Source organism: Ensifer sp. ENS10, assembly GCF_014852025.1.
Lineage (GTDB): Bacteria > Pseudomonadota > Alphaproteobacteria > Rhizobiales > Rhizobiaceae > Ensifer.
The window spans coordinates 83,489-107,229 of the sequence record NZ_JACVAS010000010.1; the positions used below are offsets into that span (position 1 = coordinate 83,489).

The following is a 23,741-nucleotide window of genomic DNA, read 5'->3' on the forward strand; positions in this document are numbered from 1 at the left end:
AGGGATTACTTTCTAACGCCGCATATCGCTCCGGGGATTGGCGCGATGGGCGGCTCGGGGCGATGAAGAGATGATGGTGAGTGGCAGGGCGGCAGGTTTCGCCGAATGGCTGGCAGATGGGGTAGCCGGCATTGCAATTCTGGCAGCGGGTGCCGCGATCGCGCAGGACGCGCCGGCGACCCGGCTGGAAAAGATCGAGGTCCAGGCTGGAGCGACCGCAGACGACGCAACCGGTCCGGTCGAGGGCTATGTCGCCAAAGCGACGACCACCGGCTCGAAGTCTGCCACCCCGATCAACGAAATTCCCCAATCCGTATCGGTCATCGGCCGCGACGAGCTGGACGATCGCGGCGTCGTCAACAAGATCGACGAGGCGCTTCGCTATACGCCCGGCGTGATGGCCGAGCCCTTCGGCGTCGATCCGGATACCGACTGGTTCTACATCCGCGGCTTCGATGCCACGCAGACCGGCGTCTTCCTCGATGGCCTCAATCTTTTCTCCTACGGTTTCGGGGGTTTTCAGATCGATCCGTTCATGCTGGAGCGCGTCGAGGTGCTGAAAGGGCCGGCGTCTGTGCTCTATGGCGGCGCCAATCCGGGCGGCATAGTCAGCCTCATCAGCAAGCGGCCAAGTGATGGGAGCTCCACCTATGTGGAGACCGGCATCAACAACAATGGCAATGCCTTCCTTGGCATCGACGTGAACCGCCCGTTGGACGATGCGATCAACTACCGCGTCACCGGCAAGGTCTCCGGCGGCAACAACTACACCGACCACTCGGAAGACATGCGCGGGTTCATCCTGCCGCAGATCACCTATCAGCCCGACGATGCGACCAGCCTGACGGTCTACGGCCTGCTGCAGGGCCTTGATCAGGTCCATACCGGTGGCGGCTTCCTGCCCTATGTCGGGACGGTCGTCGATGCGCCGTTCGGCAAGATCGATCGCAAGGCCTTCTTCGGCGAACCGGCTATCGATACCGGCACCTATGTGCAGCAGATGCTCGGCTACGAGATCAAGCACGAGTTCGATAGCGGTTGGCAGTTCAGCCAGAACCTGCGCTACGGTCACCTCTACAAGCATGAGAACGGCCCGTATACCTACGGCTATTACGATCCGAGCCTGCCGTTCCCGGTTTCGCCGACGCCGGCCACACCTGACAATCTGCTCTATCGCCTGGGCTTTGAGGCGACCTCCAAGGTCGATACGTTCGGCGTCGACAATCGTCTTGAGGGCGAATTCGAGACCGGCGCGCTCGATCATACGCTGCTGGTCGGACTCGACTACAAGCTCTTCCGCCTGGATCACGTCCAGGCATCGTCGGCGGCAACGCCGATCAGCGCCACGGATCCGGTCTACGGCGCACCGCAGCCGGCCAACGCCATCTATATCAACCAGGTGATCACCCAGCAGCAGCTCGGCGTCTACGCGCAGGACCAGATTCGATTCGGCGACGGTTGGCTCGTCACGCTCAATGGCCGTTACGACTATGTCGACACCAAAACTGACAATGGCCCCACCTTCTGGGCTCCGACGCAGAACTCGAGCTTTGATTACAGCGAGGGCGCCGTCAGCGGCCGCGCCGGACTTGCCTATGAATTCGACAATGGGCTGACCCCCTATGTCAGCGTTGCCACCTTCTTCAATCCGATCGTGGCGGTAACGGCAACCGGCAACACCAAACCCGAGGAGGGCGAGCAGTTCGAGGCCGGCGTCAAGTACGAGCCATACTTCTTTGATGGCGTGTTGACGGCGTCCATCTACCAGCTGACCAAACGCAATGCTTTCGTGACCGACCCGTTGACGAGCATTTCCACCCAGACGGGCGAGGTGCGTTCCCGCGGCATCGAGCTCGAAGGCAAGGTCAATCTCAACGAAAGCTGGAAGGTGATCGCCGGCCTCGACTTCATGGATATCGAGGTGACCGAGGACGCGAACCGCGCGCTGGTCGGCAAGTCGCCCTATCTCGCTCCCGATGCGCAGGCCGCGTTGTGGGTCGATTACACCGTGCAGCAGGGCGCGCTCGAGGGCGTCAGCCTCGGTGCCGGTGTTCGCTACCGCGGCGAAAGCTGGGCGGACAAGGAGAACACGGCGAAGGTGCCTTCCTCGACGGTGTTCGATGCCGGGCTGCGCTATGAAAAGGACGGATGGGGTGCCGCTCTCAACGTCACCAACCTTTTCGACAAGGAATATGTGAGCGGTTGCAGCGGCGTGCTCGTCTGCGGTTACGGCGACGCCCGAACCGTCACGCTCAAGCTCAGCAAGACATGGTAGACTGAGCCCATGGGCGGGGCCGGAGTGTACCGGCCCTGCGCCACTTCGCGTACAGGTTGAGCGTCGTTTCTGCGCCACAACCACTGTCTGGCGAGCCGCCCGGCTGCTATGTCGCGGGCGGGCATTTCCGCGCGATCGGTGAGGCGATCGACGTCTCCTCGAAGTCGCTGGTCTCTCGCCTACCTGTTCCAATTCCGCGGACGAACCGACCTGGCAAACGGGTTTCCGCAGAGCGTTTGACAAACACATAGCCAATTGGCTATACGTCATCCCATAGCCAATCGGGTATGAGACATGTCGCAGTTACAAGATGCGGTATTTCGGGCACTTGCAGATCCCACACGTCGCGGGCTCTTCGAACACCTCTGCCGCCAAGGAGATACGACGGTCGTCGGATTGCTGGCCGATGCCGGGGTTTCGCAGCCGGTCGTGTCCAAGCATCTGAAGATCCTGAAGGCGGCAGGGCTCGTGCACGATCGGCATGAAGGCCGTTACACCTATTACAGCGCCAAGCGCGAAGCTCTTGCCACCCTGGTCGATTGGACGACCGAGATGGCCGGCTTCTGGCAGGAGCGCTTCGATGATCTCGATGATTTACTAAAGAGAATGGACCAATGAACGAAACAACCGAAACAACACGCTCTGTCGTGGTCGAACGCGAATTTTCTCATGCGCCGGAAAAGATCTGGCGCGCGCTGACCCAGCCCCATCTGATTGCCGAATGGCTGATGCGGAACGATTTCGTGCCCGAAGTGGGCCGTCGCTTCACGCTTTCGGCCGACTGGGGACAGGTCGATTGCGAAGTCGAAACGATTGAGAAGGACCGCTCGCTCGCCTATCGCTGGGACACAAAAGATCTCACCAGCGTCGTCACCTGGACACTCGTTCCCACCAACGGCGGCACCAACTTGCGTATGGAACAGCGCGGCTTCAAGGCGGATCAGAAGTCTTACTACCAGGGCGCAACCGTCGGGTGGCGACGCTTCATCGACCAGCTGGCCGAAGTTGTCGCAAAGTTCGACTGACCATCTCCCGGCTTCAGGACCCTTTCTCAAACAACGAGGTGCCAGAAATGACCGCTCTCATCCGAACAATCCATCGCTGGACGTCGGTGCTTTTCTCGCTGGCCGTTGCGGCGATCTTTGCCGGCATGGCTCTGACGACGCTTCCCGAATGGGTCTATCTCATGCCACTGCCGCCGCTTGCCGTGCTTGTGCCGACCGGCCTCTATCTCTTCGCGCTGCCCTATCTGAGCAAGCCGCGAGAGAGGATTCAGGCGGCCGAGTAGGGGCGGCAGCCTGCCAGTTTATCCGGCCGGAAGAGCCGGGCTGGCGAAGCGCTTTCGGTACTCTGCCGGCGTCACGCCGACATGGCGCATGAAGGCACGGCGCAGCGTATCGGCATCGGAAAAGCCGCATTGAGCCGCGACCTGCTTGGGGGCTTCGTGTCCCTGCTCGAGAAGGCGGCGGGCAGCGTTGACCCGCGCCTCCTCGACCCAGGTTGCCGGCGTGATGCCGACCTCGCTGCGGAAGAGCCGGGAGAAATGGCGCGGGCTGAGATCCATCCGGCTGGCGAGGCTTGCAACGCTGTGATCGTGCGCGGATTGGCCGCGATCCAGCGCTGCAATTCCTGAAGCGCGGACCGGCCCGCTGGCATGGCCTCGCCCTTGCGGCTGAACTGCATCTGCCCGCCGGGCCTTTTGAAGAACATCACCAGCTGGCTCGCCACGCGTTTGGCGATCTCATGCCCGAGGTCCTCCTCGACCAGTGCCAGCGCCAGGTCGAGCCCCGCCGTCACGCCGGCCGCCGTGCGCGCCGGCCCGTCGCTGACATGGATCGCGTCCTCGTCGACGGTGACCTCAGGAAAGCGCCGCGCGAGATCTTCGGCGACGGCCCAGTGCGTAGTCACGCGCCGCGGCAATTTCTGCTGCGTGATCCGCTGCTCGCACTGGCACGGCTGAGGCGTCCTGTGCGCGGGGATGCCACATGTCCTGAGGCAGCCCCGCGCCTGTCAGCCTATTCCAAAAGACAGTCAATCAACGCTCGTGTTGCGGAAGAGAGATGACGATGCGGCGGGTAGATGAGGGAGAAGGGCCGCGATCGGCCGCCAAAATCCGGCAGGAGTTCGACCAGGCTTCCCTGCGCCAGGCGATCGCGCACGACGAAGTCATAGGTCTGACATATGCCAAGGCCCGCCTCTGCCAGGGATACGGTGCCGAGCACATCATCCTCGACATGGACAGGACCCTGCGGCACCCAGTCGATGTCATGCCCATCGACCCGGAACAACCACGGACCGGGACGGCCGGTTCTCGGCATGATGAACAGCAGGCACGTATGTGCCGTAAGATCGTCGATCGAGCGTGGCAGCCCGTGCCGCGCCACATAGGCGGGAGATGCCACCAACCTTAGCGGTGCGTCCTCGAGTTTTCGCCCGATCATGCCGCTATCGGGAAGTTGGCCGAGTCGTATGACCAGGTCGTAGCCTTCCGCGACCAGATCGACGTTGCGGTTGGCCACTGACAGTTCGACGATGACCGACGGGTGCTTCAGCGCGAAGCGTGTCAGCTTTTCCGGCAGGCGGAAATGACCGTAGGTGGTGGAAACGCTGAGGCGGACCCGACCGGCCAGAATGCCTGTGCCTTGAACGGCCCGCTCCGCCTGATCGATCGTCTCGAACGCCGAGCGGACCTGTTCCAGATAGGTGCGTCCCGCTTCCGTAAGGCTGATGCGCCGCGTCGTTCGCCGCATCAGTTGGGTCCCGAGCTTCGTTTCCAGCAGGGTGATCGCCCGGCTTAGCACCGAAGGCGTCGTACCAAGCGCCACGGCGCCGGCCGTCATCGAACCCCTGTCCATGACCGTGATGAAAGCCTCGACATCGGCGAGGTGATCGAAGCGGCGCATTTTTGCCTTTCTAGACCAAATCATTTCCCTAAAGGCGAATTTATCGCCGATATCGAAGCTAATAAATAGACGCCATCAGCAACGCCCGCGACGTCGGGCCCATTCCAAAAAGGGAAGTGATGATGACGGAGACAGCCCCGTTAGCCGGAAAACCCGTGCTTTTCGTTCTCACCAGCCACGGCACCAAGGGCGACGGCGGCCAGCCGACCGGCTTCTATCTCGGTGAGGTCACGCACCCGCTGGCCGTGCTCGAAGCGGCTGGGATCTCCGTCGAATTCGCGTCGATCAAAGGGGGTGAACCGCCGATCGACGGTCTCGATCTCGAAGACACGATCAACCAGCGCTATTGGAACGACGAGGCGTTTCGCGCCGCGATCCGCACGACCGCCAAGCTCGATGAGGTCGACCCCTCGCGCTACGCTGCGATCTTTTTCGCCGGCGGCCACGGCGCCATGTGGGACCTGCCGCAAAGCGGCGCGGTCGACCGGGTGACCCGTTCGATCTTCGAGGCCGGCGGTGCTGTCGCGGCGGTGTGCCATGGCCCGGCGGCGCTCGTAAACGTCAAGCTTTCCGGCGGCAGCTACCTGGTGTCCGGTCGTAATGTCAGCGCCTTCACCGATTCAGAAGAACGCGCCGTCGGTCTCGACAAGACCGTGCCCTTCCTGCTCGCCAGCACGCTCGTAGAGCGCGGCGCGCGGCATCACCCGGCGCCGGACTGGACGTCGAAGGTGGTCGTCGATGGCCGATTGATCACCGGCCAGAATCCGCAGTCCGCCACAGGCGTCGGCGAGGCCCTTCGTGACGTTCTTGTCGCCTGAAAACCCAGTTGCAGGAGGTCGTGAGACTTCCATTTGGAGATATAAAAATGAAAATGCTGATGACCCTGACGGCGACGATGGCAATCGTCCTCGGCGCCACGCACGCGCATGCCGGCAATATCCTGGTCGTGCTTTCGGATGAAAACAGCCTGGACCTCAAGGATGGCAAGGTTTTCGAGACCGGCTTCTACCTCAACGAATTGATGCAGCCGGTGAAGGCGTTCCTGGACGCCGGCCACGAGTTAACCTTCGCGACGCCGAAAGGAATGGCGCCCAGCGTCGACCGTACGTCGATCGACAGGATGTATTTCGGCGGCGATGAAACGGCGATGCGGGAAAGCGAAGCGCTGCTCGGCAAGCTCAAGATCACCTCGCCGGCGGAGACACCGGTTGTCAGTCTGTCGCGGGTGGAACAGATCGGCTACGACCATTTCGATGCCGTCTATGTTCCGGGCGGGCATGCGCCGATGCAGGATTTGCTTGTCGACGCGGACCTCGGCGAGTTGCTTCGGCATTTTCACGCGAGCGGCAAGACGACCGCCCTGATGTGCCACGGGCCGATCGCGCTTCTGTCGACACTGTCCGAGTCGGTTGCGTTTACCGGCGAACTGGCAGCGGGCCGTCAGGCTGCCGCCGATGCCGGCTGGATCTATGCCGGCTATCGGATGACGGTCTTCAGCAATGGCGAGGAAGAAATGGCCAAGCCGCTGCTGAAGGGCGGCGAGATGAAGTTCTATCCGCAGGATGCGCTAACCTTGGCTGGCGGCGCAATCGCCAACGGTGATACGCCCTTCCAGCCGAACATGATCGTCGATCGCGAACTGATCACCGGCCAGAACCCGGCGAGCGCCACGGAGGTCGCGGCAGAGATCCTGAAGCGCGTCCAATAGACTCTTATTGTCGCGGTGGCCCTCGGGGCTCGCTTAGATTTCGTTTGCGAATTAAGTCTATGCAATGCATAGGTTTTTGATCGCCTTCACGAGGTTGCTCCGAGGTCGCTCATGCCCATCGCAAGTCTTGCCATGTATGTCAGTCCGGCGCCGCTGAAGGATGCGACGCGGCAGTTCTGGGAGGCGCTGGCGGACCGCCTTCGTGCCGTGGGGGTCGATGCGCCCACGGCTCTGCAAGAGGATATGCGCTATGACGAGGCCTGGCTTCGTCCCGACCTCCTGTTCGGCCAGACCTGCGGCTATCCCTATGTCCAGCGTCTGCGCGGTCAGGTGCAACTGGTGGCGACGCCGGTCTACGGACTGCCGGGCTGCGACGGTCCGCTCAAATGCAGCTTCATCATCGTCAGCGCCAAGTCCGCCGCGCGCTCGATCGAAGATCTGCGGGGGGCACGCGCGGCGATCAACGATCCCGGCAGCAATTCCGGCTACAACCTGTTCCGCGCCTCTGTGGCGCCCCATGCGATCGACGGACGGTTCTTCTCGTCGGTGCTTCAGACCGGCGGCCATGTGGCGAGCATCGACGCGGTTTCGAGCGGGGTCGCCGACATCGCGGCGATCGACTGCGTGACCTTCGGCAACACCTTGCGCTTCGACCCCGATCGCGTCGCAGGCGTGCGCATTCTGGCGGAGACAAAAAAGGGTCCGGGTCTGCCTTTCATCACCGCGGCATCGACGCCGGCAAAGGATCTCGTGCTGCTGCGCCGCGTGCTTGCGGAAACCATCGCAGATCCGGCGCTTGCTGAGATCTGCGATACGCTATCGCTGCGCGGTATCAGCCTGCTCGGAGACAGTGATTACGAGGCCCTGGCGGCGCTTGATCGCGATGCTGCCGGTCAAGGATACCCGACGATCGCCTGACGGTTCATCGGCACATGGCGACCTGTCGCGAACACAACGACCGAAATAGAATATAAATTACATAGAATAAATATTTTACCGCTGCGGCGTTTGGCGCAAGCAGTATTCCCGTTTGCGCCGCTTCGCCGCAAAGCCATGCGGCGCGTTCCCATTGGCCGGCTTTTTATATTGGCGATTGAAATCTATCGCTTTTCCGGCCGGACACCGCATGTCGACTGATGCACTGCCCCCACAATCGAACCTAACTGCCATCGCCCGCGTCGAATGGCAGACCATAGCGCTGGTCGTGGCCATTTATGGTGGCTTTCTCGCTCTGACCTGGTTCTGGCAGTCGCTTCCGATTGTCGTCGTGATCGGTCTTGGCGGCTGGCTGATTGCCTGGCACGGCTCGCTGCAGCATGAGGTCATTCACGGGCACCCGACGCGCAATCAGCGTATCAACGATGCGATCGGATGGCCGCCGCTGTCTCTCTGGCTGCCCTATGCGATCTATCTGGAAGGCCACCTCGTCCACCATCGCGACGAACATCTGACGGATCCGATCGAGGATCCGGAGTCCTCCTATTTCACCCGGGCCGCCTGGGAAGGCATGGGCAAGGTGGGGCGGAAGCTTGCAGAGTGGAACACGACTTTGCTCGGTCGGCTGACGCTCGGGCCGCTGGTCATGATCCTGAGCTTCCTCGCACAGGAACTGGTGCTGATCGTGCGGGGTGACAGGGAGCGGGCAAGGACCTGGCTCTCGCACGGGGCAGGCGTCGCCATCGTGCTCGCCTGGGTCGTCGCGGTCTGCGGCATGCCGCTCTGGCTCTACCTTTTCGGCTTCGTCTATGTCGGTGCCGCACTGACGCGGCTTCGCTCCTATGCGGAACATCGTTATGCCGGCCATCACGAGGAACGGACGGCGATCGTCGAAGACACGCCGCTTTTCGGTCTCTTGTTTCTCTACAACAACCTGCATGTGCTGCATCACCAGCGGCCGGGTATTCCCTGGTACCAGATCCCGGCACTTTATCGCCGGCACAGACGTGCGCTGCTGGCGATCAACGGCGGCCTCGTCTATCGCGGTTATCGCGATGTGGCCCGTCGCTTCCTTCTGAAGCCGCATGATGATCCGCGCCATCCGCAGCATCTCTGATGTTACGGACGCGCGCCGCCATCCGCGAAGGCCTGCGCGAAGCCCTAGGCGCCTCGCGTGTGGCGCGCCCGGTGGTGGGCGACGAAGGCGCGCACGGCCGCCGAGCCTTCGACCTTGCGAGAGGCGACCGCGAGGTCCGACGTGACGCGGTTTCGCGCCAGTGAAACATAGCGCACGCCGGGCAGCTGCAGGCATTGCAGCGACTGCGGCACGAGCGCGATGCCGAGCCCCACCGCGACCATGCTCATGATGGTGGTAAAATCTCGGCCTGTTGCACTGACCTTTGGCGCCAGCCCGGCGTCCTTGCAGGCGTCGAGCGTATTGGAGTGGAAGCCGACATCGGCGGGTTGGCGCGGCGTTATGAAGGTCTGGTCCGAGAGCGATGCGAGATCGATCGCATGCTGGGCGGCGAGCGGATGCGCCTCCGGCAGCGCCACCACCAGCGGCTCGCGCAACACGGTGGTCGTCGTCAGGCCGGCCGGGATCGGCGCTGGCGGGCGGATGTAGCCGAAGTCGAGTTCGCCTTCCGAGATCATCGTGAGTTGCTGGCGCATTTCGATCTCGACAAGCTGAAGCTCGATGTCGGGAAATTCTTGTCGGAAGGTAGTCAGCGATTCCGTCAGCACGCCCGAATAGGCGGCCGAGGCGACATAGCCGATCGATATTCTGCCCGTCTGGCCGCGGCCGACCCGCTGCAGTTCGGACAGCGCGAGGTCGGCCTGGGCGACGATCTTTCGGGCCTCATCAAACAGCAATTGCCCCGACAGTGTCAGCTGCACGGAACGTTTCGCGCGGTTCAGCAGCGGGATGCCGACCAGGCTTTCCAGATTGAGGATCTGCTGGCTGAGGCCGGGCTGGGCAATGCCGAGCCGGGCGGCGGCGCGCTCGAAATTCTTTTCCTCCACGAGAGCGATGAAATAGCGCAGATGGCGAAGTTCGAAGGTCGCGGCGCGTGGCGATTTTGGAGCCGACATGGGGCCTCGCAATGCAATAACTGAAAACGATGCTGTGCGCGCATATCATAATCGATAGTTCTGAAAAATCCTGTGCCGAGTTATTGGAAAGCCGGAAAATTTGACTATAGAAAGATGACAAAATTACTCCAGATTGAGCGCGCAGAGGCCGCGCGCGCAGAGGCTTTCGTCATCCCATGTCACGCATTCATTGGCTGCTGTTAACGTCCGTCGCCTTCGTGGGGTCCGCCGGACAGAGCGCACTGGCGCAGCAGCAAGCCGAGACCAAGCTTGAGGCGATCGTCGCGAAAGGCGACAGGGAGGCCGGCGGCCCGGTTGAGGGCTATGTGGCGAAGTCGAGCCGCACCGCTTCGAAGTCCGGCGCGCCCCTGCTCGAGACGCAGCAGTCGGTGTCCGTCATCACCCATGACCAGATCGAGGCGCAGGGTGCCCAGACCGTGGGGCAGGCGCTGAATTACACGCCCGGCGTTTTCGGACAGCCCTTCGGCGCCGACCCCCGCTTCGACGCGCCGATCATCCGCGGCTTCGACGGTCGCCAGGTCCAGTTCCTGAACGGGCTCAGGATGATGCGCACCGCCGGCGCACCGGCCGTTGAAATCTACGGGCTTGAAAACATCGACGTCCTTCGCGGACCCGCTTCGGTCATGTATGGCCAGGGCAATCCGGGCGGCATCATCAACATGATCAGCAAACGGCCGGTCTTCGAGAATTTCGGCGAAGTCGGCGTGCAGGGCGGAAGCTACGAGACCTTTGGTGGCTTCTTCGATTTCGGCGGTACGCTTCGCGAGGAGTCGGATTTTGCATACCGGCTGACCGGTCTTGGCAAGAACGCCGCTGCCCAGGTCGACGAACTGGACAACGATCGCTACTTCATTGCGCCGGCGCTGACCTGGCAGCCGGACGAGGACACCAAGCTGACGATCCTTGCGAGCGTCCAGCACGACAATCCCGGCACGCCCTCGGGCCTGCCGCCGCAATATACGCTGAACGCCACCGACTTTCGCCTGCCGCGCGACTTTTATGTCGGCGACGAATCCTTCGACCGCTCCAGCCGCACGCTGACAAACCTCGGATACGAACTCGAGCATCGCCTGAGCGAGAACTGGATCTTCCGGCAGAACTTCCGCTACACCGACTTCGACTGGGACTACCAGTCGCTTGGCATGTCGACGCTTGGTCTTGCCGCTGACGGCCGGACACTCCGCCGAAACGCGACCTTCCAGGACGAGGCGCTCAACACCGTCAATATCGACAACAATCTGCAGGGCGAATTCTCGACCGGCGAGGTCGACCATACGCTGCTTGTGGGCCTCGACTATCGCTACTTCGACAACAATGTGCGCACCCGCTTCTTCCACGCAACGCCGCTCGACGTGCGCTCGCCAAGCTATGGCGGACCGATCCGGCTGATCGCGCCGACGCTCGATACGACCGTCGATAGCGAGCTTTTGCAGCTTGGCGTCTACGTGCAGGACGAACTGGCGCTCGGAGGCTGGCGCGCAACGTTGGGCCTCAGGCAGGATTGGACCAGCAGCTCGGGAACGTCGCTCAATGGGCTCTCGCGCGTTTCCCGTCCGCTCGACCAGGACGATCATGAGCTGACCGGCAGGGCCGGCCTCAGCTATATCTTCGACAATGGCATTGCGCCCTATGTCAGCTACTCGACGTCCTTCGAGCCGGTGATCGGCGCTGCTCCGGACGGCAGGCCTTTCGAGCCGACTTCGGGCGAGCAGGTCGAGCTCGGCGTGAAATACGAACCCACGGATTGGAACGGCTTCTTCACGGCGGCCGTCTACGACCTCAAGCAGAAGAATGTGCTGCGCACCATCGCCGGCATTTCGTCGCAGATCGGCGAGGTCAATGTCCGCGGCCTGGAACTCGAAGGTGTCGCGAGCATAACACAAGGGCTCGATTTGCGGGCGGCCTACACCTACACGGATGCCCGGATCGCAGCGGGCGCCGACGACGGCAATCGCGTCGAAAACGTGCCGGAGCATATGGCGAGCCTCTGGGCGAACTACACCTTCCAGGAAGACACGGCACTCGAAGGTCTCGGCATTGGGGCGGGCGTGCGTTATGTCGGCCAGCGCTACGGCAACAGCGCCAACACCTTCGAACTAGATTCGGTCGTGCTCGCCGATTTCGCGCTCTCCTATAAGAAGAATGGTTACAAGGCGTCGCTCAACGTTCAAAATCTCTTCGACAAGGACTATGTCGCAAGCTGCAGCTCGTTCGGCTGCTACTACGGCGACGGCCGCACGTTTATGGGGAAGCTGACCTATAGCTGGTAGCGAATTGAGAGAGCGGGCATTGGGTCCTTTTGTCAGTCGCCGGGAGCTGCTTCTCGGCGCGGCGCTTTTGCTCGCCGCGCCGATGGCCAGGGCCGGCGCGCCCTTGCGCATAGCCGCGATCGACTGGGCGATGCTGGAGACGCTGTGCGCGCTCGGCCTTACCCCGGTCGCCGCGACGGAGCTCATTCAGTTTCGAAGCGATGCCGTCGAGCCCGACTTACCTGCAGATGTCGTCGATCTCGGTCTGCGCGGCTCGCCCAATTTCGAACTGCTTCACCTGCTCAGGCCGGACCTGATCCTGATCTCGCCGTTCTATGTACGCCACGAGGCGGCGCTCGGCCGGATCGCGCCGCTTTTCTCCCTGCCATTCTACGTGCGGGGCGAGCCGCCTTTCGAAAAGGCGCTCGCAGCGGTGAAGGCGCTCGGCGAGCGTCTCGGACGCTCCGACAGGGCGGAGGCGCTGCTGAAGGAGATAGTCGGCGAAATCGAAGGCTTTAGGCAGACGCTCGCTCCCTTCGCGAACAGGTCCACCTATATCGTCAATATCGGCGACGCGCGGCATGTCCGCGTCTTTGGTTTCGACAGCATGTTCGGCGACATGCTCGCCCGGCTCGGCCTGCCGAATGCCTGGACGGATCGTTCGCGCTTCACCTTTGCGGCACCCGTCTCGATCGAAAACCTGGCGGCAGATCCCGACGCACGCATCGTCATCGTTTCCGAGGTGCCGGTCGAGGCGCGCAGTGGCCTTCGAAACAGCATCATCTGGAATTCGTTGGAGCCGGTCCGCAAGGGGCGGGTCATCCAGCTCGCCAACGTCAATCCCTACGGCGGTGTTACTGCGGGCCTGCGGTTTGCGCGCCTCTTTGCCGAGGCGATGCTTGCAGGAGACCGGCGCGGATGACGATGCGGGCATGGTCCTTCCTGTCGGCCAGCCTGCTCGCCAGCCTCATGCTCTTCGCGCTGGCCGCATCGAGCCAGGTCCCGTTTTCGCAATGGGGAGACCTGTTGGCCCCTCCCGCCGAGCTCACGCTCGACAAGATCATCCTGGCCTATAGCCTGTTCCCGAGGGCAGCGGTCGCTCTGGTCGCGGGCGCCGCACTCGGACTATCCGGGGCGCTTCTCCAGCAATTTCTGCGCAATCCGCTTGCCGATCCCTCGACCCTCGGCATCTCGGCCGGCGCTCAGCTCGCGATCGTAGCGGCGACGCTCTATGTGCCTGAGATCGTCGACGGCCACCGAACTTTGGTCGCGCTCGCCGGCGCCGCCGGGGCAGCGGCGATCGTCTTCGCGCTCGGTTGGCGTCGGGCTTTCGAGCCGGTGACGATGGTGGTCTGCGGCCTGCTTGTGGGGGTGACAGCCGCAGCCCTGTCCGCAGCGATGACGCTCGCGCGGGGTGAGTACCTCATGTCGCTTGTGACCTGGAACGGCGGATCCCTCAGTCAGCAGGACTGGTCAGTGTTCCAAAGCCTTGGCCTGGAGTTGGTGCTCCTCGGCCTGTTTGCCGGCCTGTTGATCCGCCCGATGTTGGTGTTGGGGCTTGGCGACACGAGCGCGCGCAGCCTGGGTGTCAATCTCGGTGGCATTCGCTTCGCAATCGCCGCGATCGCCACGGCACTTGCCGGCTTCGTCGCCTCAGCGGTTGGCCTGGTGAGCTTCGTCGGCCTTGCCGCCCCAGCCTTCGTGCGCGCCTGCGGTGCCCGCCGCCCAGCGGCGATCGTCGCGCTGTCGCCACTTGCGGGGGCGCTTTTCCTCTGGCTCTGCGACAGCATCGTGCAAACCGTCGCGCGTGCCTCCAGCGAGAATTTTCCGACGGGCGCGGTCACCGCACTTGTTGGCGGTCCTTTGCTGCTCTGGCTTCTGCCCAAGGTGCGAAGCATGGAAGTGCCGCACGAGGCGCGGGAAAGCGTCCACCGCGGCAATCTGAAAATAGCATTTGCCGCCTTTCTGGTTCTCGTGCCGGTCCTTGTCGCGATCGCATTCGTCGTCGGGCCGTCCGGACATGGCTGGAAGATCCTGAGTTGGGCGGAGACGCTCGACTTGGCACCGCTCAGATGGCCTCGGCTCCTGGCGTCTGCCGCGGCCGGCGGCCTGCTGGCCGTGACCGGCGCGATCCTGCAGCGCATGACCGGCAATGCAATGGCCAGCCCCGAGGTCGTCGGCGTCAGCGGCGGTGCCGGCCTTGGCTTTGCCGCAGCGCTCACATTCGCGCCGGATGGCGGCACAGTCGTGGTCTTCACTGGCGCAGGGCTCGGCGCGCTCATTGCCATGCTGGCGGTGCTGGTCTTTGCCAGCCGCCGGCATCTGCCGCCGGAAAAGCTGTTGCTTGCGGGCGTGGCGGTCGGTTCCTTCAGTTCGGCCGTCCTGTCGGCGCTGCTGGCGATCGGTGATCAGCGGTCGTGGCAAATTCTCTCCTGGCTCGGTGGTTCGGCATCCACGGCAACGCCGGCGACTGCGATTTTCCTCGGCATTCTTTCTCTGCTCGTCGTTGCCGCGGCACTGCTGTTGAGCCGCTGGTTGACGATCCTGCCCTTCGGACCGTCGATCGCCCTGTCGCTTGGCCTGTCGGTGCGGTTGAGCCGCGTGCTTCTTCTGCTTCTTTCGGGTGCTGCGACCGGTGCGGCGTCCCTGCTTGTCGGGCCCTTGAGCTTTGTCGGGCTCGTCGCGCCGCATATCGTCCTGCGCGCCGGTCTCGTCACGGCGCCGCAGCACCTGGCAGGCTCGTTCCTGCTCGGCTCGATCCTGATGGCCCTTGCCGATTTCGGCGCCCGCACGGCGACCTTCCCCTACGAGCTGCCGCTCGGCCTCTTCGCGGCACTCGTCGGCGCGCCCTACCTCATCTGGCTTCTGGGACGGCACAGATGATGGTGAACCAGCTTCCGGTGCTTCCGATTCCGTTCGCGGATGCAGCCCTGAGCCACGCAGTGCCGGCTGAAGACGATGATCTCGTCAGCCTGGACAGCATTCTCGAGCCAGGGCCGGTTGCGAACGCACTGGATGGACTGTTGCGGCGGTGGGGGCCGGGCGATCGCCGGGCCGCGGCGTCGCTATGGACGCAGGGTTACTTCGGCCGGCTGCTCAGACCCGTTATCGCCTATGGCCTCGTTCACGACATCTGGTTTTCGATGACGTTACCGGACGTTCAGGTCGGCCTATCCGATATGGCGACGCCCGTCCGGTTCGTGCTGAAACGCGCGGCTCCCGCTCCGTTGAGCGCGCGCCTGCGGGGGATTGTCGAAGACAATGTGCGACCTTTGATCGTCCGGATGGCGAACGTGACGGCCACGTCCGAACGGGTGCACTGGAGCAATGCGTCCTTCGCGTTTTGCCGCGCCTGCCGTCATGTTGATGATCTTTGGTCACAGGAGGCCATGCCGGTAGATGTCGCGGCGCGCTTGCGCGAGATGGAGACGCTGATCGCTGCGGACCATCCCCTTTTTCGGCTGACGCAGACGATCCCGGGTGTCGCGGGCGGTGCCTGTCTCCAGCGCAAGGTCTGCTGCATCCGCTACAAGCTCGACGGCCTGAAGAAATGCGGCACAGCCTGCCCGATCAATGCTTCGACCTTTTGCAGTCAATGATATCTATCGATGAGACCAACAGCAGGTCCAGCAATCCTGTCCGGAACGAAAAGATGCAGAACCACGCGACTGAAACTCCACCCATCGCCCGCGACCAGGCCGTTCTGTCGCTCCATGATGTGAGCTTTGCGATCGATGGGCGCAACCTGCTGCACCCTCTGACGTTGGAGATCCCGGCCGGGCATTCCATCGCGCTGATCGGCCATAATGGTTCCGGCAAATCGACGCTGCTCAAGCTGATCGGGCGACAGCTCGCGCCGACCACTGGGCGTATCGATTTCGAGGGAAAGCCGCTTGCTGGCTGGGGAACGCGGGCCTTCGCCCGGCGGCTCGGCTATCTGCCGCAGAATACGCCGCCAGCACCCGGCATGCTGGCACGGGAACTGATCGCACTTGGCCGCTATCCCTGGCACGGCGCGCTCGGCCGCTTCGGGGCGGCCGACAAGGCGAAGGTCGAAGAGGCGATCGAGGTCACCGGCATCGAGCCGTTTGTCAACCGGGAGGTCGACAGTCTGTCGGGCGGGGAACGCCAGCGCGTTTGGCTTGCCATGCTCGTCGCCCAGGATGCCACCTGCCTGCTGCTCGACGAGCCGATCTCCGCCCTCGACATCGGCCACCAGCTCGAGGTGCTGGCACTGACCCGCGACCTCTGCCGGGACAAGGGCATCACCATCATCTCGGTACTGCACGAGATCAATATGGCCGCGCGTTTCTGCGACCGCATCGTGGCGCTCCATTCCGGCCGCCTTATCGCGGAGGGCACGCCTTCCGACATCATGACGCCGGAAGAACTGGCGCGGATTTACGACGTGCAGATGGATGTTCTGGAACAGCCCGTCAGCGGACGCCGCGTCGCGCTGGCGCGGTAGGCCACACGGCCACGGATCTGGCCGATAGTCCGACCGAGCGCGTACTGAACAGAGGTCCCGTTTGCTCGAACGGCGAGGACGGGCTTCGCCGTCCCAAGCGATCAAGAGCCACAGATCCCAATAACAACCCGGCATTTGGCACCAAGGCGCCTGACCCGCAATTGACATGAGTCAATGCGGCAGCCTCGTCCTTCGGGCCTATTCCCGGTTGTGTTTGAGTGGTCGCGGGCTATTCTCGTGGTCCGTTTTGATGGTGGGACGCTGAAATGGAAAAAGCCCGGAAGAATTGGCTCCTGGTTGGTCTGGTCATTCTGGCGCTCGCGGGCGGCTACTATGCCTGGCAGAACATGGATCGCAATGCGCTACCCGCCGGGATCGCGAGCGGCAACGGACGCATCGAAGCAGTTGAGATCGACATCTCGACCAAGACGGCAGGCCGGATAAAGGAAATCCTGGTGGATGAGGGCGATTTCGTCACTGCCGGCCAGGTGCTCGCCCAGATGGATACCGTGCAATTGGAAGCGCACAAGCGGCAGGCCGAAGCGCAGCAGCAGCGTGCGATCATCAGCGTCGAAGCGGCGAAGAACCTGGTCACGCAGCGCGAAGCGGAAAAGGCGGCGGCGGAGGCTGTCCTCGCGCAGCGGCGCGCACAACTGGACGCTGCCGAACGGCGGCTCGCCCGGTCCGAACAACTCGTGAAGATGAGCACCGTTTCGCAACAGGTGCTCGACGACGACAGGGCCACCGCCGAGGGCGCGCGCGCTGCCGCCAGCGCCGCGGAAGCATCGCTCGCCGCGTCAAATGCGGCGATCAATTCGGCGAAGTCCCAGGTCGTCGATGCCGAAGCCTCGGTCGAGGCGGCCAAGGCGTCGGTCGAAAGCATCATCGCCGACATCAACGACAGTACCCTGGTCTCGCCGCGCGACGGCCGTATTCAGTATCGTGTGGTCCAGCCGGGCGAAGTGCTGGCGGCCGGCGGCCGCGTGCTTAATCTCGTCGATCTCGGCGATGTCTACATGACGTTCTTCCTGCCGACGGATCAGGCCGGACGCCTGTCGATCGGCAGCGAAGTCCGGCTCGTGCTGGACGCCGCACCGCAATACATCATTCCCGCCAAGGTTTCCTATGTCGCCGACGTCGCGCAGTTCACGCCGAAGACGGTCGAGACGGCAGAGGAGCGGCAGAAGCTGACCTTCCGCATCAAGGCGCAAATTCCGAAGGAACTGCTGAAGAAGTACATCCGCATGGTGAAAACCGGCCTTCCGGGTGTCGCCTATGTGAAGGTCGACCCGAATGCAGAGTGGCCGGCGAGCCAGACCGGCACACTGGTGCAGTGATGGTGGCCTCTGGTTGGGCCGGCCTGCCGCCGGCAGAGCCCGTGGTTCGTCTGAGCGCCGTCACGCTTTCCTATGGCAAGACGAAGGCGCTGGATTACGTGACGCTCGACATACCCTCGGGCTGCATGGCTGGGCTGATCGGGCCCGACGGCGTTGGGAAATCGAGCCTGCTGTCACTCGTCGCCGGCGCACGTGCCGTACAGGCGGGCAGCGTGGAGGTGCTTGGCGGTGACATTGCCGATGCCGGCCATCGGCGGCGGACCTGCCCGCGTATTGCCTACATGCCGCAGGGTCTTGGGAAGAACCTCTATCCGACCCTTTCCGTCTTCGAGAACGTCGATTTCTTCGGCCGGCTCTTCGGCCACGATCGCCAGGAGCGCGAGAGGCGGATTGTCAGCCTGCTCGAAAGCACCGGGCTTGCCCCTTTCGCCGACCGTCCGGCGGGCAAGCTCTCCGGCGGCATGAAACAGAAGCTCGGGCTTTGCTGCGCGCTGATCCACGATCCCGATCTCCTGATCCTCGACGAGCCGACGACCGGCGTGGACCCGTTGTCACGACGGCAGTTCTGGGAACTGATCGATGAGATCCGCACTGAGCGGCCGGGCATGAGCGTCATCGTGGCAACCGCCTATATGGAGGAAGCGGCCCGTTTCGATTGGCTGGTCGCGATGGATGCGGGCCGGGTGCTGGCCACGGGCACGCCCGAACAACTGCTTGAAAAGACCGGCGTCGACACGCTTGACGCCGCCTTCATCGCGCTGCTTCCCGAGGAACTCAGGCGCGAGCACCACGACGTCGTCATTCCGCCGCGTCCGGAAGGGGTGGGCGGCGACATCGCCATCGAGGCCAACAACCTCACCATGCGCTTCGGCGATTTCGTCGCCGTCGACAATGTCAGCTTCCGCATCGGCCGCGGTGAGATCTTCGGCTTCCTCGGCTCCAACGGCTGCGGCAAGACGACGACGATGAAGATGCTGACGGGCCTGCTTGCCGCCAGCGAAGGGACGGCCAAACTCTTTGGCCGCGAGGTCGACCCGCGCGACATGGAAGTGCGCCACCGCGTCGGTTACATGTCGCAGGCCTTCTCGCTCTATACCGAGCTCACGGTTCTGCAGAACCTCGAGCTGCATGCCAAGCTGTTCGGCATGGCGGCGGACAGCATTCCCAAACGGATCGAGGAACTGGCGAAGCGCTTCGATCTCTCGGATGTGATGGAGGCCTTGCCGGACGCATTGCCGCTCGGCGTGCGCCAACGGCTCTCGCTTGCGGTCGCGCTGATCCATTCACCCGATATCCTCATCCTCGATGAACCGACGTCCGGCGTCGATCCCGTGGCGCGCGACAGTTTCTGGCAGATCCTCGTCGATCTCTCCCGCAACGAGCAGGTGACGATCTTCATCTCCACCCACTTCATGAACGAGGCGATGCGCTGCGATCGCATGTCGCTGATGCATGCGGGCAAGGTGCTCGTCAGCGATACGCCGACCGGCATCATGAAAAGCCGTTCGGCCTCGACGCTGGAGGAAGCCTTCATCGCCTATCTGGAAGAGGCGATCGCCGGGGCAAAGCAGCCGGCGCCGGCGGTGGTCAGGGCCAATGCGCCGCTGGAACCGGTCGCCGAACAATCGGCCGGGGCCATGCGGCCCCCGAAGTCAGGGTTTTTCGACGTCGGGCGGATGTTCAGCTATACCCGCCGCGAGGCGCTGGAACTGGTGCGCGATCCCATCCGTGCGACGCTTGCCACCATCGGCACGGTCATCCTGATGTTCGTCATCGGCTACGGCATCAACATGGACGTCGAGGATTTGACCTTCGCGGTGCTCGACCGCGACCAGACGACGACCAGCCGCGACTACATTCTCGAGATCGCCGGTTCGCGCTACTTCATCGAGAAGGATCCGATCACCGACTATGCCGATCTCGACCGGCGCATGCGCAACGGCGAACTGAGTCTCGCAATCGAGATCCCGCCGGGTTTTGCCCGCGATGCGGCGCGCGGCGATACGGTTGAAATTGCCGCCTGGATCGACGGTGTGATGGCGAGCCGTGCCGAAACGGTCAAGGGCTATGTGCAGGGACTGCACGCCCATTGGCTGACCGGCAAGATCCGCGAACGCTATGGGGCGGCTGCGACCACCGGCAGCTTCAAGATCGAGACGCGTTTCCGCTACAACCCGGATGTCAAGAGCATCGTTGCCATGGTGCCGGCGGTCATCCCGCTCCTGCTGATGCTGATCCCGGCCATGCTCTCGGCGCTCAGCGTCGTGCGCGAGAAGGAGCTGGGGTCGATCGTCAATCTCTATGTCTCGCCGGTGACGCGGCTCGAATTCCTGATCGGCAAACAGATCCCGTACATTGCCCTGGCGATGCTCAATTTCGTGCTGCTGACGGCATTCGCAATCTTCGTGTTCCGGGTGCCGTTTACCGGCAGTCTGCTCGCCTGGACGGTCGCAGGGCTGATCTACGTCTCGGCGGCAACGGCCATGGGGCTCGTCATCTCGACCTTCATGTCGAGCCAGATCGCCGCGATCTTCGGCACGGCGATCCTGACGCTCATTCCGGCAATCCAGTATTCCGGGATGATCGATCCGGTCTCCTCGCTCGAAGGGGCGGGCGCCTTCATCGGCCAGATCTACCCGACCACACATTTCATGACGATCGCCCGCGGTACCTTTTCCAAGGCTCTGGGCTTCGGTGACCTCGGCGGCGCCTTCGTGCCGATGCTGATCGCGGTGCCCGTGCTGCTCGCGGTGGGCACCCTGTCCCTCAAGAAGCAGGCGAGGTGACGATGCGCCTATCCCATATCTACCATCTCGGCATCAAGGAACTCTGGGGGCTCTGGCGCGATCCGATCCTGCTGATCCTGATCGTCTATTCCTTCACCCTGTCGGTCTATACCGGCTCGACCGCAATGCCGGAAACGCTGAACCGTGCGGCAATCGCCATCGTCGACGAGGACCGCTCGCCGGTTTCGACGCGGATCTCGACGGCTTTCTATCCGCCCTATTTCGTGCCGCCGCAGATGATCACGCCGGCGGAAATGGACCGCCGCATGGACCAGGGGCTCGATACCTTCGCGCTCGACATTCCGCCGAATTTCCAGACGGATCTATTGGCCGGCCGCTCCCCGACGATCCAGCTCAATGTCGACGCAACGCGCATGAGCCAGGCCTTTTCCGGCAATGGCTACATCCAGCAGATCGTCACCGGCGAGGTCTCGGGCTTCCTCGATCGTCACCGCAGCGAGCAGAAACTGCCGGTCGATCTGGTTCTGCGGGCGCGGTTCAATGCCGAGCTCAACAAGGGCTGGTTCGGCGCGGTGATGAACGTCATCACCAACATCACCATCCTGTCAATCGTGCTCACGGGTGCCGCCCTCATCCGCGAGCGCGAACACGGGACGGTGGAGCACCTCCTGGTCATGCCCGTGACCCCGTTCGAAATCATGGTCAGCAAGGTCTGGTCGATGGGGCTGGTGGTGCTGCTCGCCTCGGCGGTCTCGCTGATCGTCGTCGTCAAGGGCGCGCTCGCGGTTCCGGTGCAGGGCTCGTTCGCGCTGTTCCTGCTGGCAACGGCCCTGCAACTCTTTGCGACCACGTCAATGGGCATCCTGCTTGCCACGATTGCCGGCTCCATGCCGCAGTTCGGTCTGCTGCTGATGCTTGTGCTCTTGCCGCTACAGGCCCTCTCCGGGGGAATGACGCCGCGCGAAAGCATGCCCGAGATCATCCAGAACATCATGCTGGCGGCGCCAAACACCCACTTCGTCATTCTGGCACAGGCCGTGCTCTTTCGCGATGCCGGCCTGGACGTGGTCTGGCCGCAACTTCTCGCCTTGCTGCTGATCGGCACCATCCTCTTCGCCTTTGCCATGCGGCGCTTCCGGGTGTTCCTGAAGTAGGCATCCCATACATGGCTGATCGGTTGACGTGACGTGCCGACCGACCAGCGCTTTGTCGGAAAAACGCTATTGTCGGCACCGTGCGCGAGGCGTCAGGCGGGAATGAACTTTCCGTCGTAGCGCACGCGAAAATTCCGGCGTTGGGCGTCTTCCTGGAAGCAGACAAACACCAGTTCGAGATCGTGCGTGCTGCTGCGTCTGCCAAGCAGGCTCAACGTGATCACGATGACGCCGCCATAGGTGCGCGTCAGATTGATGGCGGCGCGCCGGATTTCATTGGTTCCGGCATCGTCCCGGTCTTCGCGCCGCTCGTATACCTGCCAGAAACGCGCGCTCTCCCAGGCGGACCGCAGGGCTTCGGTTATCTCGGCCTTGAACTCGTCCACCGACCTGCCCTTGCTCCATGAAACGGTCCGCTCGGTGTGATCGCCAAAGATATCGAGATAGCCGTCATAGTCGTCCGGATCGGAAAAACACCGCTCGATCATTCCGAATGCTACGTCGTCGGAAATTGCTGCCTTAAAGAAAATCGTCATCGAATCGCAATCCTGCCTTGAGCGCCTATGTTGTCAAAGCGTCGACGGTGTATCCAGCCCCTCGGCGTCTGATCGCCGCCGCGCGAACAACTATCGTCTCGCTGCAATGGCTTAGGTGGGTCGATCGCATCGCGCCGGCGGCCGATTCCGCGTCCATGATCGTTGCCTTATGTTCGGGCTCCATGCTATCTTTGGTTTCATTATTGACTGACGCAACTTTCATTTCTCTTTCGCCATCCCGCGCACGTTCGCAGCAATGGATGCGAAAGAACTGTTTGTTTTGATAGTCATATTTGCAGAATGAAATTTGCGGGGGGCCGCGCACCACGCTGATGCGAAAAGGGATCGGGCGAGATCCCTGGACCGCCGGCGCAGGGACAGTCGGGAGAGGGACAGTTTTTTGATCGGCATGGCATTTCCACGAGAAGTTTTCTCGCGTTCAGTGGTCATTGTCTGTCTGTTGGTTGGGCTCCTGGCCTCGGCCGCGACGGTTCGAGCGGCGCCGGCTGGCGGCGCTGACATGCAGTTCTTCGTGGTTCGCAGCGGTCAGCCAGGGTGCGAGCCAACCTGTCCGGAGTGGATATCGGCGGAGGGGACGATCGTTCGCGAAAGCCCGGCGCAGTTCAAGAAGCTGCTCAAAACCATCGGCAAGCGCCGCCTGCCGGTCGTGGTGACGTCACCTGGGGGAGACGTCGACGCTGCGCTGGCACTAGGGCGGCTCATCAGAGCGCGAAGGCTTGAAGTGGCGGTCGGCAAAACCCGCTTCATCGGTTGCCAGCCGCAGCAGAAGGATTGCCGCGAAAACGACGGCAAGGGCGCCCGCTATATCGGTATCGCCTATTCGGGCGGAGCCTACTGCAATTCGGCCTGTCCGCTGATGTTCGCCGGCGGAACCCGCCGAGTGGCCGGGGAATGGGCCTATCTCGGCGTTCACCAGATCACCACTGTCTTCGTTCAGACCCAGACGCGGTATCGGGAGGAGTACCGTATCGTCAACGGCAAGAAGAAGGTGACCAGCAAGAAGGTCGTCAGCCGCAAGAATGTCGGCAGCCGCAAGATCTACGAGATGACCAAGGCGCAGGAGCGCGAGTTGACCGCCTACCTCGCGGAAATGGGCATCGGCCGCACGGTTATCGATCTGATGAAGATCACGCCCGCCTCCGATATGCGCAAGATCGAACCCGTCGCGATGACCGAGATGAAATTGATCACGCAGCTGGGCGGGGTCGAATTGCTGACCTCGGTCGAGACCTGCAGAACGGTACCGGCGTCCGCCAATTGTCGGGTTTTCGTCATGTCGGACCTGAAGCGTTAGA

General features: G+C 62.8%; 20 protein-coding genes and 1 pseudogene. 17 read left to right on the forward strand and 4 right to left on the reverse strand.

Annotated elements, in window-relative coordinates:
• Positions 1–73 precede the first annotated feature (73 nt).
• The 4 genes from IB265_RS28100 (at position 74) to IB265_RS28115 (ending at position 3,563) form a co-directional block, all read left to right on the forward strand.
• Positions 74–2,275, forward strand: coding sequence for a TonB-dependent siderophore receptor (locus IB265_RS28100; RefSeq protein WP_375293091.1), 2,202 nt, complete (start codon positions 74–76; stop codon positions 2,273–2,275).
• Positions 2,276–2,569: 294 nt separating this feature from the next.
• Positions 2,570–2,893, forward strand: coding sequence for a helix-turn-helix transcriptional regulator (locus IB265_RS28105; RefSeq protein WP_057255261.1), 324 nt, complete (start codon positions 2,570–2,572; stop codon positions 2,891–2,893).
• Complete coding sequence (locus IB265_RS28110) at positions 2,890–3,300, forward strand: SRPBCC domain-containing protein (RefSeq protein WP_113479726.1); 411 nt, start codon at positions 2,890–2,892, stop codon at positions 3,298–3,300. Before IB265_RS28105 ends, IB265_RS28110 begins: the two co-directional genes overlap by 4 nt.
• A 47-nt stretch (positions 3,301–3,347) precedes the next feature.
• Entirely contained in the window at positions 3,348–3,563 is a 216-nt protein-coding gene (locus IB265_RS28115) for a hypothetical protein (RefSeq protein WP_057255262.1), read from the forward strand.
• An 18-nt stretch (positions 3,564–3,581) separates the two neighbouring features.
• Here IB265_RS28115 and IB265_RS28120 read toward each other — a convergent pair.
• Positions 3,582–4,189: pseudogene (locus IB265_RS28120) on the reverse strand (GlxA family transcriptional regulator); the annotation flags it as partial.
• Between the two features lie 101 nt (positions 4,190–4,290).
• Positions 4,291–5,178 (reverse strand): LysR family transcriptional regulator, encoded by an 888-nt coding sequence (locus IB265_RS28125; RefSeq protein WP_192495495.1) that lies wholly within the window; start codon positions 5,176–5,178, stop codon positions 4,291–4,293.
• A 122-nt stretch (positions 5,179–5,300) separates the two neighbouring features.
• Here IB265_RS28125 and IB265_RS28130 point away from each other — a divergent pair, with 122 nt between their 5' ends.
• The 4 genes from IB265_RS28130 (at position 5,301) to IB265_RS28145 (ending at position 8,939) form a co-directional block, all read left to right on the forward strand.
• Positions 5,301–5,996: a type 1 glutamine amidotransferase domain-containing protein gene (locus IB265_RS28130; RefSeq protein ID WP_375293088.1), complete on the forward strand. Its 696-nt coding sequence runs from the start codon at positions 5,301–5,303 to the stop codon at positions 5,994–5,996.
• Positions 5,997–6,043: 47 nt separating this feature from the next.
• Entirely contained in the window at positions 6,044–6,886 is an 843-nt protein-coding gene (locus tag IB265_RS28135; RefSeq protein WP_057255265.1) for a type 1 glutamine amidotransferase domain-containing protein, read from the forward strand.
• A gap of 111 nt (positions 6,887–6,997) precedes the next feature.
• Positions 6,998–7,804: a phosphate/phosphite/phosphonate ABC transporter substrate-binding protein gene (locus IB265_RS28140; RefSeq protein ID WP_057255266.1), complete on the forward strand. Its 807-nt coding sequence runs from the start codon at positions 6,998–7,000 to the stop codon at positions 7,802–7,804.
• A 208-nt stretch (positions 7,805–8,012) separates the two neighbouring features.
• Positions 8,013–8,939: a fatty acid desaturase gene (locus IB265_RS28145; RefSeq protein ID WP_192495496.1), complete on the forward strand. Its 927-nt coding sequence runs from the start codon at positions 8,013–8,015 to the stop codon at positions 8,937–8,939.
• A 44-nt stretch (positions 8,940–8,983) separates the two neighbouring features.
• On the opposite strand, the gene IB265_RS28150 is transcribed toward IB265_RS28145, so the two are convergent.
• Positions 8,984–9,913 carry a LysR family transcriptional regulator gene (locus tag IB265_RS28150; protein WP_192495497.1) on the reverse strand — a complete coding sequence of 310 codons (930 nt, stop codon included), beginning with the start codon at positions 9,911–9,913 and terminating at the stop codon, positions 8,984–8,986.
• A gap of 176 nt (positions 9,914–10,089) precedes the next feature.
• Between IB265_RS28150 and IB265_RS28155 the strand changes: the two genes are divergently transcribed.
• The 8 genes from IB265_RS28155 (at position 10,090) to IB265_RS28190 (ending at position 21,889) form a co-directional block, all read left to right on the forward strand.
• A complete protein-coding gene (locus IB265_RS28155; protein WP_192495498.1) occupies positions 10,090–12,204 on the forward strand; it encodes a TonB-dependent siderophore receptor in 2,115 nt (704 codons plus the stop codon).
• Between the two features lie 19 nt (positions 12,205–12,223).
• Positions 12,224–13,105 (forward strand): iron-siderophore ABC transporter substrate-binding protein, encoded by an 882-nt coding sequence (locus IB265_RS28160; protein ID WP_375293089.1) that lies wholly within the window; start codon positions 12,224–12,226, stop codon positions 13,103–13,105.
• Positions 13,102–15,066 carry a Fe(3+)-hydroxamate ABC transporter permease FhuB gene (gene fhuB / locus IB265_RS28165; protein WP_057255271.1) on the forward strand — a complete coding sequence of 655 codons (1,965 nt, stop codon included), beginning with the start codon at positions 13,102–13,104 and terminating at the stop codon, positions 15,064–15,066. Before IB265_RS28160 ends, fhuB begins: the two co-directional genes overlap by 4 nt.
• The gene (fhuF, locus tag IB265_RS28170) at positions 15,063–15,782 is read left to right on the forward strand and encodes a siderophore-iron reductase FhuF (protein WP_082616238.1); all 720 of its coding nucleotides are present in this window, start codon (positions 15,063–15,065) and stop codon (positions 15,780–15,782) included. The genes fhuB and fhuF overlap by 4 nt, the downstream gene beginning before the upstream one ends.
• 53 nt (positions 15,783–15,835) lie before the next feature.
• Entirely contained in the window at positions 15,836–16,651 is an 816-nt protein-coding gene (locus IB265_RS28175; protein ID WP_057255273.1) for an ATP-binding cassette domain-containing protein, read from the forward strand.
• A 266-nt stretch (positions 16,652–16,917) separates the two neighbouring features.
• Positions 16,918–17,988, forward strand: coding sequence for an HlyD family secretion protein (locus IB265_RS28180; RefSeq protein ID WP_192495499.1), 1,071 nt, complete (start codon positions 16,918–16,920; stop codon positions 17,986–17,988).
• Positions 17,988–20,774, forward strand: a complete 2,787-nt coding sequence (gene rbbA, locus IB265_RS28185; protein WP_192495500.1) for a ribosome-associated ATPase/putative transporter RbbA — start codon at positions 17,988–17,990, stop codon at positions 20,772–20,774. Before IB265_RS28180 ends, rbbA begins: the two co-directional genes overlap by 1 nt.
• A gap of 2 nt (positions 20,775–20,776) precedes the next feature.
• Positions 20,777–21,889: an ABC transporter permease gene (locus IB265_RS28190; protein WP_192495501.1), complete on the forward strand. Its 1,113-nt coding sequence runs from the start codon at positions 20,777–20,779 to the stop codon at positions 21,887–21,889.
• 92 nt (positions 21,890–21,981) lie between these two features.
• On the opposite strand, the gene IB265_RS28195 is transcribed toward IB265_RS28190, so the two are convergent.
• Complete coding sequence (locus IB265_RS28195; RefSeq protein ID WP_057255277.1) at positions 21,982–22,425, reverse strand: hypothetical protein; 444 nt, start codon at positions 22,423–22,425, stop codon at positions 21,982–21,984.
• A gap of 520 nt (positions 22,426–22,945) precedes the next feature.
• Between IB265_RS28195 and IB265_RS36975 the strand changes: the two genes are divergently transcribed.
• Complete coding sequence (locus IB265_RS36975; protein WP_244495736.1) at positions 22,946–23,740, forward strand: hypothetical protein; 795 nt, start codon at positions 22,946–22,948, stop codon at positions 23,738–23,740.
• Position 23,741 lies beyond the last annotated feature (1 nt).

Bases quoted from the DNA above. Each gene is read 5' to 3' on its own strand.
- IB265_RS28135 (WP_057255265.1), top strand. From the start codon at position 6,044: ATGAAAATGCTGATGACCCTGACGGCGACGATGGCAATCGTCCTCGGC.
- IB265_RS28100 (WP_375293091.1), top strand. From the start codon at position 74: ATGGTGAGTGGCAGGGCGGCAGGTTTCGCCGAATGGCTGGCAGATGGG.
- IB265_RS28190 (WP_192495501.1), top strand. From the start codon at position 20,777: ATGCGCCTATCCCATATCTACCATCTCGGCATCAAGGAACTCTGGGGG.
- rbbA (WP_192495500.1), top strand. From the start codon at position 17,988: ATGGTGGCCTCTGGTTGGGCCGGCCTGCCGCCGGCAGAGCCCGTGGTT.
- IB265_RS28110 (WP_113479726.1), top strand. From the start codon at position 2,890: ATGAACGAAACAACCGAAACAACACGCTCTGTCGTGGTCGAACGCGAA.
- IB265_RS28140 (WP_057255266.1), top strand. From the start codon at position 6,998: ATGCCCATCGCAAGTCTTGCCATGTATGTCAGTCCGGCGCCGCTGAAG.
- IB265_RS28145 (WP_192495496.1), top strand. From the start codon at position 8,013: ATGTCGACTGATGCACTGCCCCCACAATCGAACCTAACTGCCATCGCC.
- fhuF (WP_082616238.1), top strand. From the start codon at position 15,063: ATGATGGTGAACCAGCTTCCGGTGCTTCCGATTCCGTTCGCGGATGCA.
- IB265_RS28115 (WP_057255262.1), top strand. From the start codon at position 3,348: ATGACCGCTCTCATCCGAACAATCCATCGCTGGACGTCGGTGCTTTTC.
- IB265_RS28155 (WP_192495498.1), top strand. From the start codon at position 10,090: ATGTCACGCATTCATTGGCTGCTGTTAACGTCCGTCGCCTTCGTGGGG.
- IB265_RS28105 (WP_057255261.1), top strand. From the start codon at position 2,570: ATGTCGCAGTTACAAGATGCGGTATTTCGGGCACTTGCAGATCCCACA.
- IB265_RS28175 (WP_057255273.1), top strand. From the start codon at position 15,836: ATGCAGAACCACGCGACTGAAACTCCACCCATCGCCCGCGACCAGGCC.
- IB265_RS28130 (WP_375293088.1), top strand. From the start codon at position 5,301: ATGACGGAGACAGCCCCGTTAGCCGGAAAACCCGTGCTTTTCGTTCTC.
- IB265_RS36975 (WP_244495736.1), top strand. From the start codon at position 22,946: ATGCAGTTCTTCGTGGTTCGCAGCGGTCAGCCAGGGTGCGAGCCAACC.
- IB265_RS28180 (WP_192495499.1), top strand. From the start codon at position 16,918: ATGGAAAAAGCCCGGAAGAATTGGCTCCTGGTTGGTCTGGTCATTCTG.
- IB265_RS28125 (WP_192495495.1), bottom strand. From the start codon at position 5,178: ATGCGCCGCTTCGATCACCTCGCCGATGTCGAGGCTTTCATCACGGTC.
- IB265_RS28150 (WP_192495497.1), bottom strand. From the start codon at position 9,913: ATGTCGGCTCCAAAATCGCCACGCGCCGCGACCTTCGAACTTCGCCAT.
- fhuB (WP_057255271.1), top strand. From the start codon at position 13,102: ATGACGATGCGGGCATGGTCCTTCCTGTCGGCCAGCCTGCTCGCCAGC.
- IB265_RS28195 (WP_057255277.1), bottom strand. From the start codon at position 22,425: ATGACGATTTTCTTTAAGGCAGCAATTTCCGACGACGTAGCATTCGGA.